General features: G+C 65.8%; 17 protein-coding genes. 4 read left to right on the top strand and 13 right to left on the bottom strand.

Features of this window, described 5'->3' with window-relative positions; translation table 11 throughout:
* Positions 1-239: 239 nt before the first annotated feature.
* The 5 genes from AWC25_RS25225 to AWC25_RS25245 all read right to left on the bottom strand — a co-directional run bounded on the left by AWC25_RS25225 (position 240) and on the right by AWC25_RS25245 (position 5,765).
* Entirely contained in the window at positions 240-1,016 is a 777-nt protein-coding gene (locus AWC25_RS25225) for an SDR family NAD(P)-dependent oxidoreductase (protein WP_069402226.1), read from the bottom strand.
* Entirely contained in the window at positions 995-2,551 is a 1,557-nt protein-coding gene (locus AWC25_RS25230) for an AMP-binding protein (RefSeq protein WP_244899610.1), read from the bottom strand. The genes AWC25_RS25225 and AWC25_RS25230 overlap by 22 nt, the downstream gene beginning before the upstream one ends.
* Positions 2,552-3,262: 711 nt before the next feature.
* Positions 3,263-4,879, bottom strand: a complete 1,617-nt coding sequence (locus AWC25_RS25235; protein WP_198166714.1) for a PPE domain-containing protein — start codon at positions 4,877-4,879, stop codon at positions 3,263-3,265.
* 2 nt (positions 4,880-4,881) lie between these two features.
* Positions 4,882-5,187 (bottom strand): PE family protein, encoded by a 306-nt coding sequence (locus AWC25_RS25240; RefSeq protein ID WP_069402224.1) that lies wholly within the window; start codon positions 5,185-5,187, stop codon positions 4,882-4,884.
* The gene (locus AWC25_RS25245) at positions 5,184-5,765 is read right to left on the bottom strand and encodes a hypothetical protein (protein ID WP_069402223.1); all 582 of its coding nucleotides are present in this window, start codon (positions 5,763-5,765) and stop codon (positions 5,184-5,186) included. Before AWC25_RS25245 ends, AWC25_RS25240 begins: the two co-directional genes overlap by 4 nt.
* A gap of 116 nt (positions 5,766-5,881) precedes the next feature.
* On the opposite strand from AWC25_RS25245, the gene AWC25_RS25250 reads away from it, so the two are divergent.
* Complete coding sequence (locus AWC25_RS25250; protein ID WP_069402222.1) at positions 5,882-6,262, top strand: hypothetical protein; 381 nt, start codon at positions 5,882-5,884, stop codon at positions 6,260-6,262.
* Positions 6,259-7,047 (top strand): hypothetical protein, encoded by a 789-nt coding sequence (locus AWC25_RS25255; protein ID WP_069402221.1) that lies wholly within the window; start codon positions 6,259-6,261, stop codon positions 7,045-7,047. Before AWC25_RS25250 ends, AWC25_RS25255 begins: the two co-directional genes overlap by 4 nt.
* Before the next feature lie 214 nt (positions 7,048-7,261).
* On the opposite strand, the gene ag85C is transcribed toward AWC25_RS25255, so the two are convergent.
* The 5 genes from ag85C to AWC25_RS25280 form a co-directional block, all read right to left on the bottom strand.
* The gene (ag85C, locus tag AWC25_RS25260; RefSeq protein ID WP_069402220.1) at positions 7,262-8,257 is read right to left on the bottom strand and encodes a diacylglycerol acyltransferase/mycolyltransferase Ag85C; all 996 of its coding nucleotides are present in this window, start codon (positions 8,255-8,257) and stop codon (positions 7,262-7,264) included.
* A gap of 233 nt (positions 8,258-8,490) precedes the next feature.
* A complete protein-coding gene (locus AWC25_RS25265; protein WP_069402219.1) occupies positions 8,491-9,318 on the bottom strand; it encodes an ABC transporter permease in 828 nt (275 codons plus the stop codon).
* Positions 9,308-10,144, bottom strand: a complete 837-nt coding sequence (locus tag AWC25_RS25270; protein ID WP_069402218.1) for an ATP-binding cassette domain-containing protein — start codon at positions 10,142-10,144, stop codon at positions 9,308-9,310. The genes AWC25_RS25265 and AWC25_RS25270 overlap by 11 nt, the downstream gene beginning before the upstream one ends.
* Positions 10,141-10,608, bottom strand: coding sequence for a MarR family winged helix-turn-helix transcriptional regulator (locus AWC25_RS25275; protein WP_085168103.1), 468 nt, complete (start codon positions 10,606-10,608; stop codon positions 10,141-10,143). Before AWC25_RS25275 ends, AWC25_RS25270 begins: the two co-directional genes overlap by 4 nt.
* A gap of 58 nt (positions 10,609-10,666) precedes the next feature.
* Positions 10,667-11,164 (bottom strand): metallophosphoesterase family protein, encoded by a 498-nt coding sequence (locus tag AWC25_RS25280; RefSeq protein ID WP_085168105.1) that lies wholly within the window; start codon positions 11,162-11,164, stop codon positions 10,667-10,669.
* A gap of 35 nt (positions 11,165-11,199) precedes the next feature.
* Between AWC25_RS25280 and AWC25_RS25285 the strand changes: the two genes are divergently transcribed.
* Entirely contained in the window at positions 11,200-11,655 is a 456-nt protein-coding gene (locus AWC25_RS25285; RefSeq protein WP_069402216.1) for a MaoC family dehydratase, read from the top strand.
* A gap of 112 nt (positions 11,656-11,767) precedes the next feature.
* On the opposite strand, the gene AWC25_RS25290 is transcribed toward AWC25_RS25285, so the two are convergent.
* Together AWC25_RS25290 and AWC25_RS25295 are read right to left on the bottom strand one after the other, a co-directional pair.
* Positions 11,768-13,072 (bottom strand): acyl-CoA dehydrogenase family protein, encoded by a 1,305-nt coding sequence (locus tag AWC25_RS25290; RefSeq protein WP_198166715.1) that lies wholly within the window; start codon positions 13,070-13,072, stop codon positions 11,768-11,770.
* A 95-nt stretch (positions 13,073-13,167) separates the two neighbouring features.
* Positions 13,168-14,259 carry a F420-dependent hydroxymycolic acid dehydrogenase gene (locus AWC25_RS25295; protein ID WP_085168106.1) on the bottom strand — a complete coding sequence of 364 codons (1,092 nt, stop codon included), beginning with the start codon at positions 14,257-14,259 and terminating at the stop codon, positions 13,168-13,170.
* Positions 14,260-14,333: 74 nt separating this feature from the next.
* Here AWC25_RS25295 and AWC25_RS25300 point away from each other — a divergent pair, with 74 nt between their 5' ends.
* Complete coding sequence (locus AWC25_RS25300; protein WP_069402213.1) at positions 14,334-14,972, top strand: GNAT family N-acetyltransferase; 639 nt, start codon at positions 14,334-14,336, stop codon at positions 14,970-14,972.
* 3 nt (positions 14,973-14,975) lie between these two features.
* On the opposite strand, the gene AWC25_RS25305 is transcribed toward AWC25_RS25300, so the two are convergent.
* On the bottom strand, positions 14,976-15,650 hold the full coding sequence (locus AWC25_RS25305) for a TetR family transcriptional regulator (protein ID WP_085168107.1): 675 nt from the start codon (positions 15,648-15,650) through the stop codon (positions 14,976-14,978).
* Positions 15,651-15,681 lie beyond the last annotated feature (31 nt).

The raw sequence follows: 15,681 nt of genomic DNA on the forward strand, positions 1-15,681 counted from the left end.
CTCGATGCAATCTGCCGATCTCAGCCCAATCCTCCACAGCCAACAACTCCCTTCTCCTCTCGGCTAGAAGCCGAGAATCGGTCGAAGGGGGTCAAAATTCGGGCGTCGACACGGGGTCAGTTTTCAGACGACGCCGACACCTGCGAACTGCCGCGTGGCACGGTGACCATTTGTGCAATCGGTGCCGAACCACTGGGCGCTGTTATAGTTCCAGGCTGAATCGGCTCTTACGGCGCGGTTTACGTGCGGCCCTGGCCCTGACCACATATTTTGGTGAGCCTTCGGGTGATGGCGCGCGGCAACATTCTGCCGCCGGTGGTAAGCACCTTGTACTGCAGGCCCGGAACGATTACCACAGTGCCTTTCGTCGCCTGGGACAGGCATTGGTCGACGACGTCGTCGATGTTCAGCCACATGAACGATGGCATTGATGACATCGTGATTCCGGCTCGTCGATGAAAATTGGTGTGCATATAGCCGGGGCACAGCGCGTGGACGCTGACACCGGTGCCGGCCAATCCGCTGGAAAGTCCTTCGGAAAATGACACCACCCAAGCTTTGGACGCCGAATAGGTCGAGCCACGCTCGGGCAACAGACCAGCGATGCTGCCAATGTTGATTACTGTGCCAGCCCCGGCCCGCAGCATGGCGGGCAGGGCGGCGCGGGTCAGGTGCATCACCGCGGTGACGTTGACGTCCAGCTGGGTCTGCAGCAGGGCCGGGTCGATGGTCCAAAACTCGCCAGCAATACCAATACCAGCGTTGTTAACCAGCACCTGCACACCGTCGGCCAGCCGGCGAGCTACCGCCGCCCGACCCTCCGGGTCGGCCAGGTCGGCCACCAGGACGTCACCGGCGACGCCGTGGGCCTGGTGCAATTTGTCGGCCACCCGCTGTAGTTCGTCGGCCTCGGGTGCCACCAGCACGAGGTCATAGCCATCGGCGGCGTAGCGTCGAGCGAAGCCTTCACCGAGACCCGAGGTGGGTCCGGTGATCAGCGCGACGGGTCGGGGCACGTCACACCTGCCGTACTTTTGGTTGGTTGGTTGTTGAGCAAGCGTTTGAGCACCTTCCCGCCCGTATTGCGGGGTAGTGCGTCGACGAAGAACACATCGCGGGGGATCTTGAACCGAGCCAAGCGGTTTCGTATGTACTCTTTAACGTCGCGCTCGGTCAGCGACGTTCCCGGTCGTAGCACGATATAGGCACGCAGGCGCTGCCCGAAGTCTTGATCCTCGACGCCGACCACCGCGGCGTCGAGGATTGCGGGATGATGCGCGAGCGCTTCCTCGACCTCACTCGGGTACACGTTTTCGCCCCCAGACGTGATCATCTCGTCTTCGCGCCCGTCGATGAACAGCCGGCCGGCTTCGTCGAAATGCCCGATGTCGCCGGTTGACATCAGGTCCTGGATGGACTCCTTGGTACCGCCGCCGGTGTACCCCTCGAAGGTCATTCCGTTGCCGACGAAGATCCGTCCGGATGTGCCGGGGGCAGCCTCGTGTCGATCGTCAGTGAAGATCTTGACGACAGACCCGGGCACTACGGCACCAACGCTTCCGGGTGCCACCACCAGGTCGGTGGGTGTGGCGATGGTGGCGTAGGCGACCTCGGTGGTTCCGTACATGTTGTAGACCACGGGTCCGAGTGCCTCGATCGCGCGGAGGGCCAGCGCGCCGCTGAGCTGAGATCCGCCGACGAACACGATGCGCAACGTCGACAAATCGTGTGCGGCGAGGGCTTGGGGGCCCACGTCGAGGATGCGCTGCAGCATCGTGGGGACGACGATCATGGCGCTGGCGCGGTGCGTGGCGACGCTGGCCAGGGCTTGCTGAGGATCGAAGTGGCGACGTAGCACCAGAGTCGAGCCGAGCACCATGGCATACATCGCATGACTGAAGCCCATTGAATGACATAGCGGCACACAGCATTCGGTGACTTCCCGGCCGCGGAACGGCACCTTGCCGAGTAGGCCGCCGATAGGTATCAGCGAGTGAGGCTCGGATCGGGCGGCGCCCTTGGGAACACCGGTAGTGCCGCTGGTCGAAATGACGATTCTGGGGCGACCACCGGATGACGGCGGCGGACCGGGATCACCATGCTCAATTAGCGACTCGAGGGTGTCGGGACCGTGCGATTCCGCCCATGCCCGAAACCGTCCCAGCCTCGGCCGGAGACCGTCGACGGCGGCGCCGTACGCCTCGTCGTAGACGAGTAGATCGACGCCCTCGCGGGACACCATCTCGGCCAGTTGCATGCCGCCGAAGCCCGTGTTGAGCAGCAAGATCGTGGCGCCGCACTTGCCGGTGGCATACACCGTTTCGAGGAGGCCCCTGTGATTATCGGCCAGCACGGCCACACGGGCGCCGGGGCCAAGTCCGCGTTGCCGCCATTCGTTGGCCAAGGCGTTCGTCCGCTTGTCCAGGTCGCTGAAACTCAGCGCACCACGCTCATCGATCAACGCAGGTCGGTCGGGGTCTCGAGCCGCGGTGATAGCGGTCGCTGAGCCCAGTAGGCCGTACCGCGCCAGCGCCCGTGCCACGGACAACATTCGCGAGGGTGGAACCAAACGCAGGCCCCCGGACCGGGTAAACAACAGCAGCGACCAGGCCTCCAAGCCCAGGCGCCTGACGAATTTCCCCGTGACCGTCTGCACTTTGTCCCTTACCTGCTCAATGCCGATTTGGCAGCATCCCGACATGTCGAGCCTGCCGCCACGGTCGGGCCGAGAATAAGGGCGCAACGCCACCATGGTGGGGGTCTTTGGTCACCGTTGTTGCGCTGGCCAACAACTGACATGTAGAAACCATTTGTCAATGGGACAGGTGAAAGCGGGGCCCCGGTTTGGCCGGGACTTTCGTTAGATCGGGTGTCAGTCGGTGCCGATGGTTCGGTGCGAACGGTGGCTACGTCTCGAGCGACGGGCGTCCTATTGGCGATCTGTCGAACCCTGTTGTGGCTCATAGTAGTAACGCAAATCCGGTTCGCCTAGCGGGCCGAGTCCGATCAAGCCTGGATTAGCTGGATTACTTTCTGCTGCTGTCCAGCTTCATGCTCGGGGCGGCGACCACCACTAGCACGTATCTGCACCTGGACCGGCGGGCCGTCCTCGACTAGTGCGTCCTGCGTTCCCCATCAGGGCTTGGACGGCGTTCAAGTCTTGGGCGTACTGACGTCCGCGATGTGGGCATCCCCCGCAAGTCCGTGAACGGTCTGGGTATTGTCGGCACATCTCGGTTAGCACGACAGCGGGGTCCAGAATCTACCGACCGTCCCAGCTCTGTGGCAGCATCGGCATACCGGCGCCGTCGCCGGATTCCTTGCCGGACAACGGGTTCAGGCCCGCCGCACGCACCTCGGGCTTGGGTAGCGTCCCAGTGAAGCCTTGTGTCGAGCCCCCGGAGTCCGAGGGCAGACACCGACTCGGCGATGCTGATGCAACCGCATCACAGCCTTCATCGGCTTCGATGAATTCGTAGCGGTATCCGGGGTCTACGACCGATCGCGGACGCCTGCGGGAGGGCCTCTGCGCCTGCTGCGACGCAACTAGGCCGGTCGGCGATGCTGCGGGCCGTGTGGCACGTACCCCGCTTCTGGTCTGGGTTTGCGCCTTCGATTCCATTCCGAGGCCGAGCACGCCCACCATGTAGCCGAAGCCCTCGGCTCCGGTGACCGGGGCCGGGGGTATGGGCGGAGTCGCTGGCGGCGCCATCGCGGAGGCCACTGGCGCCGGGGTCGACGCCACCGATGTCGCCGGCGCCACCGGACTGGTCGGGGACATGGGCGCCGCCGCGGGAGCGGGCGACACCACCGGGGCTTGCACGCCGACCCCGGCGGGCTGCGGAAGTGCAGCAGGAGCGGGGCCGCTTGCCGGTGCGGCCATCCCGGTCAACCCCGCCAGACCGGCCAGGCCTGCCAGGCCTGTGATGGACAGGCTCAAGCCGACCTGCAGCAGCAGCGGCAGCTCCTGAAGAAGAAAGCGCAGCGTCCGGAGGGTCCAGTTGACGACGCGATAGAGCTGCCACTCGATGAAATAGGTGATCAGCGCCGGGAACTGGGACGGATTGAGCAGACCCGAGAGGTTCTGCTCGAGCCAGGATATGGCCTGAGTATTGCCGCTGAAAAAGTTCGACAGGTTCTCCAAATACTGCAATGGGCTCCAGTTGGACTGGCCCTGACCGGGAATCTGCTCACCGTCGGGCCCGAACAGCATTTCCCAGATCTCCTCGGGAGTGGGCAGCTGGAAGGACCCCGTACCGCCGCCGCCACCCGCTCCGGTCCCACCGCCGGCGCCGGTCCCCTTTCCGCCTCCGGTACCGGTCCCGGCCCCTGTTCCCGAACCGCTGCCCGCCTTGCCGCCGGTGCCCGCGCCGGCGGCGCTGCTGAACTGCACCGCTTCGGTCGTCGCCTGGTAGGTGGTCATGGTGGTGGCCGCCTGAGTCCACATCCGCGCGTAGTCGGCCTCGTTGAGCGCGATCGGAATGGTGTTGACGCCAAAGAAATTCGTGGCCACCAAAGCCGCGTGGGCCGCATGATTGGCGGCCAGTTCCGGCAGCGTCGGCATCGCAGCCAGTGCGGCGGTGTACGCGCTAGCTACCCCGTGATGTTGGGCGGCCGCCTCGGCGCTCAACGCGCCTGCCAGCTGTAGCCACGCCAGATATGGCATGTGGGCGGCGACGTACCTGTCGGCGGTCGGGCCATCCCAGATCTGCACCGACCCGCTCAACACGGCTGTCAATTCCGTTGCCGCCGAATCGTATTGGGTGCTCAATGACGTCCATGTCGCTGCGGCCGCCAACAACGGGCCCGGCCCCGGGCCGCTGCTCAGCAGTGTCGAGTGCACTTCTGGCGGAAGGGCCATCCACACCGGCGCGGTCATCGTCAGCTTGCGCCCAGATATGTCGACGCGGCTGCCGCATCGCCGGCGACATAGTTGACGCCGGCGAGACTCACCCCCAACCCGGCCCGCCCCAAGACTTCAACACCCTTGGCCGCCGCGGCTGAATGCTGACTGCCGCGTTCGCTGAACACCGCCGCGGCCGCCAGTGAAACCGGATCGGCCGCTGGCGGAACCACCACCGAGACCACCGGGGCCGCGGCTGCATGCGCCGCCGCCAATTGAGCGGTGATCGCGTCGACCGCCGCGCTTGCCGCGACCAGCCCCTCGGGAATAACACGCAGCGTCATAACGGCCGCTTTCTGTATCGGCTTCCGGCAAAGAATTCGGCGACCCGAACCGGCAGCCGCCGACTTACACAACCCGCGACCAGCCAGGCGAGCAGGCCGGCGACGAACCCGAAAATTAGATGCCAGCCGGCCTTCTCCAGCATCTCGTTCGATGCCCAGGCTGACAGGCTGCCTGCGGAGCGCCACGAAAGCATTGAACTGGCAAGCGCGACAAGATTAATGGGCGCGGCCGCCACCACCAGCAACCATCGGTGCACCCACACCACGGGGAGGGACGCCACGGCATACAGCAACACGGCGCCGGCCACATAACGACTGCTCCACAACGGATCGCTCAACCCATGCATTGGCAACGCCGCGATCGATGACGCCGCACCGACCGCCAACACCGTCTCACGCCGCTCTGTCACCAGCGCAACCGCCACCAACATGGTCACCCAGATCAATCCACGATGTCCCGGCAGACCCAACGGAATCCGGAGATCCGTAGAGGCTACGACGACGGCGACCGCCAGCAGCGGGAACGCCACCTCCCGGACGACACTCAGCCGGTCCGCCGGTCGCTGGATCACGGTCACGCGGCAATCATAAATCTTCAAGATTTACACTGATCCGCATCTACGGCGTATTCACAGGACAGGATCCGCTAATTCGCAGCAATAGACGATGGTTTCGGGCGATTGCGGTTCTGGCCATGGGCACCGGGCTCGCCGCCTGCGGCGCGTCAGAGACCGAGGGTCAACTGTTTGTGCAGGAGAATCACCAAGTGCTGCAACGATTCACCATTTCGCAGCTGCAGCAGCTCCCTCAGCGGGAGGTCACGACGGCGCAATCACACGGCGCACAGGTCCAGAAGGGGCCCAGCGTGCAATCGATCCTCGATGCCGCGGGCGCGACCGGCGTCATCGCGGTGCGGGTGGAAGGCCGCGACCCGGCCCAGACCCTGGCGGCCAGCCAGCTCGACGATCAGACCATCCTCGGCTTCACCAAACGCAACACTCTCAAGCTCACCGGTGCAAAGATCGGCCGTGATCGGTGGGTACGCGATGTCACCGACCTGGTGATCAACCCATGACCGGCGGCACCGCCCTGGCCGGTGTGGATCTGCTCGTCGGCATCGACGACACCGACAACCCCTATACGCCGGGCACGGGTCGGCGAGCCCGGGCTCTGCTCCACGAGCTGCAGGCCGCGGGCCTCGGCTCCCCCGCGGGCGCCACCCGCCACCAGCTGCTCGTCGACGACCGCATCGCGTACACTTCTCACAACTCGAGCGCATGCCTTGCGTGGCGGAGCCCCGATGGCGATCCGCACGCGGTGCGAACCGCGATCATCGAACTCGCCGGACAATTCTTGGAACGGGTATGCCCTCCCGATGCCGACCCCGGCCTTGCCGTCATCGTTGCAAGCGAACTTTCCGATGCCGCGCCACGACTGATCGAATTCGGTCGCCGCGCCAAGCAAGAAGTGTTGCATCCCAACGAAGCCCCTGAGCTCGGGGCGGCGCTCGGCGTGCATCTGTCCGGACACGGCGGCACCCGCGAGGGCATGACCGGCGCACTCGCCGCGGTCGGATTGCACCTGTCCGGCAACGACGGGCTGTTCATCACTTTGCCCGGCATCCGCAAACTGCCCGACCAAGCCACCGTCGAGACGGTTTTCGCCATGACACCCATCGACCTCGCTCGCGACGCGATGCACCGCCAGCCCCGCAGCGGCGAAGTGATCGAACTGGGCGACTGGGTGCGTCCGGTGCTGCTCGACGGACAGGCAGTATTGCTCCTCGAACCGCCCGGTCAGCAGGCCGACGGAAGTAGAACATGGCGCACAGCGCCACGCGCGGTGGTCAAGCAGTACTGACTCCGACGGCCACGTAAGCAGCAACGCGATTGGCATCGACAGATCGGTTCGGTCCGCACGCAATTGAGCTAGTAGCGGGGTGATTTGAGCGTTCACCGCCGTCACGTATCTGCACTTGGACCGGCAGGCCGTCCTCGACTAGTGCCGGCGCCGAAAAGAAAGCATCGGCAGCAGCGCTTGACCGGTGCGCTGCTGCCGATGCTCGTTCCGGGTGTCAGGCCGCGGGAGCCGCGCCCGTGTTCAGCACCTGCAGGATGTCCGGCTTCATCGCCATCAGCTGCTGGTTCCAGTAGGGCCACGAGTGGGTCCCGTTGGCCGGGAAGTTGAACACGCCGTTGCGTCCGCCCGAGGCGATGTAGGTGTTCTGGAACTGCTGGTTGGTGCGCAACGTCAGGCCTTCGAGGAACTTCGCCGGCATGTTGTCGCCGCCGAGGTCGCTCGGGGTGCCGTTACCGCAGTAGACCCAGACGCGGGTGTTGTTGGCGACCAGCCGCGGAATCTGCAGCATCGGGTCGTTACGTTTCCAGGCCGGGTCGGTCGACGGGCCCCACATGCTGTTGGCGCTGTAGCCACCCGAGTCGCTCATCGCCAGGCCGATCAGCGTCGGCCACCAGCCCTCGGACGGGTTGAGGAAACCGGACAGTGAGGCCGCGTAGGGGAACTGCTGCGGGTAATAGGCGGCCAAAATCAGCGCCGAGCCGCCCGACATCGACAGGCCGACCGCGGCGTTGCCCAGCGGCGAGACCTGCTTGTTGGCCTGCAACCACAGCGGCATCTCCTGAGTCAGGAACGTCTCCCACTTGTAGGTGTAGGTCTGGCCGTTGCTCGCCGACGGCTGATACCAGTTGGTGTAGAAGCTGGACTGGCCGCCGACGGGCATCACCACCGACAGGCCGGACTGGTAGAACTCCTCGAAGGCCGGGGTGTTGATGTCCCAGCCGTTGAAGTCGTCCTGTGCCCGCAGACCGTCGAGTAGGTAGACCGCGTGCGGCCCGCCACCCTGGAATTGCACCTTGATGTTGCGACCCATCGACGGTGATGGAATCTGCAGGGTCTCCACTGGAAGACCCGGCTTGGAGAACGCCCCCGCAGTCGCCGAGCCGCCCACAACGGCGACCAGACCGGACAACAGGGCAGCGCCTACAACCGCGATAGCCAGCCGGCGCGGCATGGTTGACGCAGCGCCACGCAACTTCTCAACGAATGTCATAGCTCTTACCCATCCCAACTTTCATCTGCCGCGAGATGCGGTGGAATCTGTTCTCCCGGAGTCAAACACGGCGGGTGGGCCGGGCACGGTCGTCGCGGCCGGGGCGGTAGGTCGCGGTTGGCTAACGATTGAGAGTCGGGCGGAAATCGTCACGGTCGGGTCACGATCGGCGCTCGAAACCGTGCGGAGGTCTTGCGTCGGGAGGGGATATCGGCTATTGCCGGACGTCCCGTTCAGGCGACCAGGCGACGCAAAAGCGTTGATGCCGTGGTGATTCCGATCACCGCCGCGGCCGCCAACACGACGACGTCGAGGGGATTCATCGGGGTGCCGATCAGCACCGCGCGCAGCGCATTGACCTCGTAGCTCAGCGGGTTGACGGTGTTCAGCGCACGCAGCCAGGCGGGCATCACATCGACCGGATACAGCGCGTTCGACGCGAAGAACAATGGCATCGTGATGGCCTGACCGATACCCATCAGCCGGTCGCGATTGCGCACCAGCCCAGCCAGCGTCATCGACAGACACGCGAAGAACCCCGCGCCGAGCATCACGATCACCATGGCCGCCAGGATGCGCAGCGGGTTGACGGTCAGGCCGACACGCATCAGATAGGCCAGCGCTAGCACCCCGACGACCTGGGCGACCGAACGCACACCCGCGGCGAACGCCTTGCCGGTGATCAGCGCCGAGGCCGGGGCCGGCGTCACCATCAGCTTGGCCAGCACCCCGGCGTCTCGATCCCAAATGATCTGGATGCCATAGAAGATCGAGATGAACAAGGCCGACTGGGCGATAATGCCCGGCGCCAAAAACGCCAAGTACGACACGGATCCGGTGTCGATGACGTGCAGTTTGCTGAAGGTGGTGCCGAAGATCAGCAGCCACAGCGCGGGTTGCACCATGCGGGTGATCAGCTCGGCGCGGTCGTGCCGCAGCTTCTGCAGCTCGACGATTGCGAATGCGCCGACGCGGCCGAACATGGCGTTGACCCGTTGCCGTCCGCGCGGCGCGCGCACCAGGGTCGCGGCCGGGATCGCATGGCTCTGCTCAACCGGCATGACTGGCAACCTTTCTGCTGGAACGGATTCGGCGAAATTCGGCCTGCTCCGGGGGGGCCGGTGAATCGCCTCGGAGATCCGAGGATGCGTAATGACGGAAGACGTCCTCGAGCGTGGCGGCCGGTGCCCCCCTGGATACCTGAGCCTTCAGCTCGGCTGGGGTGCCCACGGCGCGCAACACGCCGCGATGCATCAGCGCGACCCGATCGCACAAGGCGTCGGCTTCCTCCATGTAGTGCGTGGTCAACAGCACGGTCATGGCGAACTGCGCCTGCATGCTGCGCACCTGATTCCAGACCCCGTCGCGGGCGATCGGATCCAGGCCGACGGTCGGCTCGTCGAGCACCAGCAGCGACGGCCGATTGACCAGCGCCTGAGCCACTTCCAGGCGGCGCACCATGCCGCCGGAGTAGGTCCCCGCCGTCCGGTCGGCCACGTCGAGGAGCTCCATGGCTGCCAGCGCCTGTTCGACGCGGTCGGCGCGCTCGGCGCGCGCAACCCCGTACAGCCGGGCGAACCATGTCACGTTCTGCTGGCCGGTCAGCGCGGGCTCAACCGAAAGTTGCTGCGGCACATAGCCGATATTGCTTCGGATGTCGATGGTCTGACGTCGTGAGTCCAGGTCGAAGATGCGCAACTCGCCCTGCTGGACCGGCGTCAGCGTGGTGAGCATCCGCACCAGGGTGGTCTTGCCGGCACCGTTCGGGCCGAGCAGGCCCAGCGTCTCACCCGGGCGGACCTGCAGCGTCACGTCATCCACCGCAGTGAACTGGCCGTAGCGAAAGCTCAGGTGCCGGGCGTCGACTGCCATCGGTAATTTCGTCATCGTCTCTCCTGTAGTCGGCGGGCCACCGTGTCAAGGACCGTCAACCCTTTTGTCAGAGCCTCGATCTGGTCGTCGTCGAGCTCGTCGAGCACCTCCGACAGCAGCGCGCGCCGGGCGGCGCGGGATGCGTCGACGACCCGCTGAGCGGGCCTCGCGAGTCGTAGTTGGCGGGCGCGACGGTCCGTCGCGTCGACGGTCCGGATCAGCGATCCGCCGGCCACCAGCTTGGAGACCATGGTCGACGCGGTGTTGGGAGCGAGCCCGAGTTCGCTGGCCGCCGCGCGCACCGAGATGCCCGGTCGCCGCCCCACCAGCCAGAGCAGCTCCGATTGAGCTTGACTGAACCGCGCCGAATCGAGGCCCGCCCTGGCGATGTCCGCCGATCCGCGCAGCTGGCGGCGGAATCGGCCGACGACAGCGAACACGTCGGCGACCAGGTCGGTGCGGGACGTCAGGGCGTGCATATATACCTCTGTTTACGAGCTATATATGTGTGCGGGCTGTGTAGCGCCTTTAGCTGGGCTACGTCCCGAGGCGATGCAGCATGACGTCGGTCACGGCGCCGTCTTCGACACCGGCCGTCAGGTAGGTGCAGAACGGCTGGCGCCGCCGGTCCGTCGGCGAACCGGGATTGAGCAGCCGCAGCCCCGTCTGGGTGGTGGTGTCCCACGGGATGTGGCTATGGCCGAAGACCAACACGTCGCTGTCCGGGTAGAGCCGCGACATCCGGGCTTCGCGGCCGCCCGCGGCGCCGGTTTCGTGGACGACGGTGAACCGCACCCCCGCGAGCGTGACGTCCGCGCGTTCGGGTAACCGGGCGCGCAGCTCCGGGCCGTCGTTGTTGCCCCAGCAGCCGACCAGCCGGGCGGCCCGGGATTCCAGCTTGTCGAGCAGGTCCAGGGATATCCAGTCGCCGGCATGGATGACGACGTCGGCCTCGGCGACTTCCTCCCACACCCGGGCGGGCAAATCGCGGGCCCGCTTGGGAACGTGGGTATCGGCAATCAACAGCAGCCTCACGAGTTCTATGCTTACCCGCGAACAGAGGAGAAAGCATGCGCACCTTCGAGTCAGTCGCCGACCTTGCCGCCGCCGCGGGCGAAACCATCGGCACGAGCGACTGGGTGACGATCACGCAGGAAGACGTCAACCTGTTCGCCGACGCGACCGGGGATCATCAGTGGATCCACGTCGACCCGGAGCGCGCGGCCGCCGGCCCGTTCGGCAAGACCATTGCCCACGGCTTCATGACCTTGGCGCTGCTGCCCCGTCTGCAGCACGAGATGTACACCGTCGAGGGCATCAAGTTGGCAATCAACTACGGTCTCAACAAGGTTCGGTTTCCGGCTCCGGTGCCGGTCGGTTCCCGGGTGCGCGCGCAGAGCTCGCTGGTCGGCGTCGAAGACCTGGGCAACGGCACCGTGCAAGCGACGGTGTCCACCACTGTCGAGGTCGAGGGATCGCCGAAGCCGGCCTGTGTGGCCGAAAGCATCGTCCGCTACGTTTCCTGACTGCCCGGCCGCGAGACCGGCCGCGAGACTTAAAGCATTGCGAGTGTCCGCGGCGTGTCGTCGCTGAGGTTTAAGTGTCGCGGGCGAACGCGTCAGAACTCGCGCGAACGCGTCAGAACTCGGCGATGGCGTGCTCGAGTCGTTCGGCCAGCCGGGCTTGCGCCTCCGCGCGCCGCGTCGGCAGGTGCGCCGACGGGAAAGGGGTTGTCACGGGCTGATATTCGCGCAGCGTGCGGCGGGCCACCGTCATCTTGTGCAGCTCGGTGGCGCCGTCGGCGATGCCCAGCGATTCGGCGGCCACCAACATTTTCACGAACGGCATTTCGTCGGAGACCCCGAGCGCTCCGTGCAGATGCAGGGCTCGTTGCGCGACATCGTGTAGCACCTGGGGCATCGCGACTTTCACCGCGGCGATGTCCCGGCGCACCTTCTGGTAGTCGTGATGCTTGTCGATCAACCATGCGGTGCGCAGCACCAGCAGCCGGAACTGCTCGATCTGGATCCAGCTGTCGGCAATCTTCTCCTGGGTCATCTGGAAGTCCGACAGCCGGCCATGCCGGGTCTTACGTGATACCGCCCGTTCGCACATCATGTCGAAAGCGCTGCGCGCCAACGCGATTGTGCGCATGGCGTGATGGATGCGGCCGCCGCCGAGGCGGGTCTGCGCGATCAGGAATGCCTGGCCCTCACCGCCGAGCACATGATCGGCGGGCACCCGGACGTCGGTGTAGCGCACGTAGCCGTGGCTGGCGCGCTTGGATGATTCCGCGCCGACGCCGACATTGCGAATGATCTCGATGCCGGGCGTCTCGGCGGGGACGATGAACAACGACATCTTTTCGTGGGTGCGGGCCTCGGGATTGGTGACGGCCATGACGATGAAGAACGACGCGTGCTTGGCGTTGGTGGAGAACCACTTCTCCCCGTTGATGACCCAGTCCCCGGATGCTGAGCCGTCGCGCGTCGCGGCCGTGATGAAGGCCCCCGGATCCGAACCGCCCTGCGGCTCGGTCATCGAGTAGCACGAGGTGATCTCACCGTCGAGCAGCGGCTGCAGGTAGCGGGCTTTCTGCTCCTCGGTGCCGAACATCGCCAAAATCTCGGCGTTGCCGGAGTCGGGGGCCTGGCAGCCGAACACCGACGGTGCCCAGCGGGAACGCCCGAGGATCTCGTTGAGCAGCGCGAGCTTGACCTGCCCGAAGCCCTGCCCGCCCAGCTCGGGTCGCAAATGCGCGGCCCACAACCCCTGGTCCTTCACCTGCTGCTGCAACGGCCGCAGGATGCTCATCATCTCGGCGTTCTGCTTGTCGTACGGATCGAGCGGGACGAGATCGAGCGGTTCCAGCTCGTCGACCATGAACTTTTCGACCCAGTCCAGCTTCGCCTGATACTTCGGGTCCGTTTCGAAATCCCACACCGTGGCCGACCAATCCCCGGCGCATCGTCGCACCGGCATCGTTGAGTTCCCTCATCGTAAACACGGACCGCGCAACGCGGTCCGACGGCAACGCGTTAGTGCAGCTTGGGCAGCACGTAGTCGCGGTAGAAGTTGATGGCGGCAATGGGGTCACCCTGCGGGAAGTGCAGGAAGGGCACCGCGCCGCCGTCGAGCACCCACTGCACGGCGGTGATGTGGGTGGCCGGGTCGGTGCCGACGGTCCAATTGGCGAGCACCTTGTCGATGGGGTTGGCTTCGGCCGCCCGCTGAATCTCGACCGGATTGGGCTGGTCGACCGCACCGGCGGTGAAGCGCCACAATTTCGCCGCGCGAGCGGCTTCGTCGGGCTCGCCCACGAACGCGAACAGTTCGGCGCGCTTGCCCAGGGTTGCGGGATCGCGTCCGGCGGCGCGGGCGCCGTCGTTGAGCGCGCCCAGCAGCTTGAGGTTGGTCAGGGCGCGGGCCTGCGTGATCCAACCGTCGCCGTACTGTCCTGCCAGCCGTGCACTTTTGGGGCCGGCGGCTGCCACGAAGATCGGCGGCAGCGTCGACGGCAGGTCATAGATTTTCAGCGCGTTGGTCTGAAAATAGCGGCCCGCGAACGAAATTCGCTCTCCACTCCACAGCTGACGAATCAGTGAGATCGCCTCGACCAGCCGGTCGTGGCGTTCGGCGTACTTGCCGTACATGTTGGTGGCGGCCTGCTCGTTGAGCCGTTCGCCAGTGCCCAGCCCCAAAAACACCCGCCCCGGGCTCAGGATCGCCAGTGACGCAAACGCTTGGGCCACCGTCGTCGGGTGATTGCGGTAGGTCGGACAGGTCACGCCGGTGCCGAAGGAGATGTGGCTGGTGCTGCTGCCCACCAGCGCCAGGGTCAGCCACGGGAACATGGAGTGGCCTTCGTTGTCCTGCCATGGCTGCAGGTGGTCGGAAGCCCAAACGTATTGGAACCGGGCCCGTTCGGCGGCCTGGGCTTGCTCCACCAACTGATCGGTTCGAAATTGCTCGTGGGACAACACAATTCCCACGCCCTTCGTGATCGGCGGCGGACTGGCCGGTGCTCCGCGACGCTCGTTCACCCGGTCACACCCGGCCGCGCCTCCGGCGCCCAGCAAGCCCGCGCCGGCCGCCAGCTGACCGAATGTCCGACGTGAGAGACGCGCCACGCAACCAAGGTACCCGTCGGCACGCGCGACGCGTTTCCGTATGCATTCGAGGGGACAGGCACTAGCCTGACGTCATGGCTGCCCAGGCACGTCCGGCGCGCAAGGCCGACCTGCACGCGCTGTCGGTCACCATGTCCCGAGCCTTCTTCGACGACCCGGTGATGATGTGGATCTTTCCCGACACCAGGTTGCGGGCGGCACACCTGACCCGGATGTTCGCGGCGATGACCCGCCACCATCACCTGCCGCACGGCGGCGTCGAGGTGGCCCATCCCGGAGCCGACCCGGGCACCGGCGCCGGTCCTGGCGGCGGTGGTATCGGCGCGGCCGCCCTGTGGGACCCCCCGAATCAGTGGCGGGAATCGCGCTCGGCGGAGTTCGCGATGATGCCGGCCTTTCTGCGGGTGTTCGGGCTGCGCTCGGGGACGGCCCGAGCCATCCAGGAAACGATGAAGCGTAAACATCCCGAAGAGCCGCACTGGTATCTGGCCGCGATCGGCAGCGATCCGTCGGTTCGCGGTCAGGGCTACGGGCAGGCGCTGATGCGGTCACGACTGGACCGCTGCGACGCCGAGTACTGCCCGGCCTATCTCGAGTCGACCAAGCCCGAAAACGTGCCGTACTACCAGCGTTTCGGGTTCAGCGTGATGGAGGAGATCCCGCTGCCGGGTGGTGGGCCGCCGCTGTGGGCGATGTGGCGGGACCCGCGCTAGCGGTCAGGGGGTGCTCTGCCACCCCGCGATGCCGCCGGCGATCATGCGCAGCTGTTTGACGGCCAGCCGGCGGATGTCCTCGATTCCTTCGGCCGTCTGAGTGTCCTCGATGGCTTCGGCGATGACGATCATCGCGTTGACGAACAGCGTTGCCAGCACGTTGAGGTCCTCGGTGCTCCACTCGTGCAGCCGCGGGAACCGGGCCAGGTCGGTGGCCAGCTCGGAGGTGATCAGCCGGATCTCGGTGCGGATCGCGTAGCGCAGCACGCTCAGCCCGCTGTTGCGTTCCCGCCCGATCAGCCGCCAGTGTTCCCGCCGGTCGGCGACGCTGGCGATCAGGATTTCGACGGACGATTCGATGACCCGGTTGGGGTCCAGTTTGCCGGCGCGCGCATCGCGAAGAGTGTCGCGCAGGCTGCGAAACGACTCGTCGATCAGGACCAGGCCCAGGGCCTCCATCGACTCGAAGTGCCGGTAGAACGCTGCGGGCACGATGCCGACCTCGCGGGTGACCTCGCGCAGGCTCAGCGCCGAAAAGCTGCGGTCCTGCAGCAGCTTGAGCGCCGCGGCGATGATGGCGCGCCGGGTGGCTTCCTTGCGCTCTTCGCGTGACGGGGTTTCCCGGGTGCGTTCCCGACCAGACCGGTGTGACCGTGAGCTAGGAGTACGACCGTTCACTATGTGAAGCCTACCACAGAGCTGCGGAAAC

This window comes from Mycobacterium sherrisii (assembly GCF_002102355.1).
In the GTDB taxonomy this organism is placed as follows: domain Bacteria; phylum Actinomycetota; class Actinomycetes; order Mycobacteriales; family Mycobacteriaceae; genus Mycobacterium; species Mycobacterium sherrisii.

Bases quoted from the DNA above. Each gene is read 5' to 3' on its own strand.
- AWC25_RS25230 (WP_244899610.1), bottom strand. From the start codon at position 2,551: ATGTTGTCCGTGGCACGGGCGCTGGCGCGGTACGGCCTACTGGGCTCA.
- AWC25_RS25235 (WP_198166714.1), bottom strand. From the start codon at position 4,879: ATGACCGCGCCGGTGTGGATGGCCCTTCCGCCAGAAGTGCACTCGACA.
- AWC25_RS25240 (WP_069402224.1), bottom strand. From the start codon at position 5,187: ATGACGCTGCGTGTTATTCCCGAGGGGCTGGTCGCGGCAAGCGCGGCG.
- AWC25_RS25250 (WP_069402222.1), top strand. From the start codon at position 5,882: ATGGGCACCGGGCTCGCCGCCTGCGGCGCGTCAGAGACCGAGGGTCAA.
- AWC25_RS25255 (WP_069402221.1), top strand. From the start codon at position 6,259: ATGACCGGCGGCACCGCCCTGGCCGGTGTGGATCTGCTCGTCGGCATC.
- ag85C (WP_069402220.1), bottom strand. From the start codon at position 8,257: ATGACATTCGTTGAGAAGTTGCGTGGCGCTGCGTCAACCATGCCGCGC.
- AWC25_RS25265 (WP_069402219.1), bottom strand. From the start codon at position 9,318: ATGCCGGTTGAGCAGAGCCATGCGATCCCGGCCGCGACCCTGGTGCGC.
- AWC25_RS25270 (WP_069402218.1), bottom strand. From the start codon at position 10,144: ATGACGAAATTACCGATGGCAGTCGACGCCCGGCACCTGAGCTTTCGC.
- AWC25_RS25275 (WP_085168103.1), bottom strand. From the start codon at position 10,608: ATGCACGCCCTGACGTCCCGCACCGACCTGGTCGCCGACGTGTTCGCT.
- AWC25_RS25285 (WP_069402216.1), top strand. From the start codon at position 11,200: ATGCGCACCTTCGAGTCAGTCGCCGACCTTGCCGCCGCCGCGGGCGAA.
- AWC25_RS25300 (WP_069402213.1), top strand. From the start codon at position 14,334: ATGGCTGCCCAGGCACGTCCGGCGCGCAAGGCCGACCTGCACGCGCTG.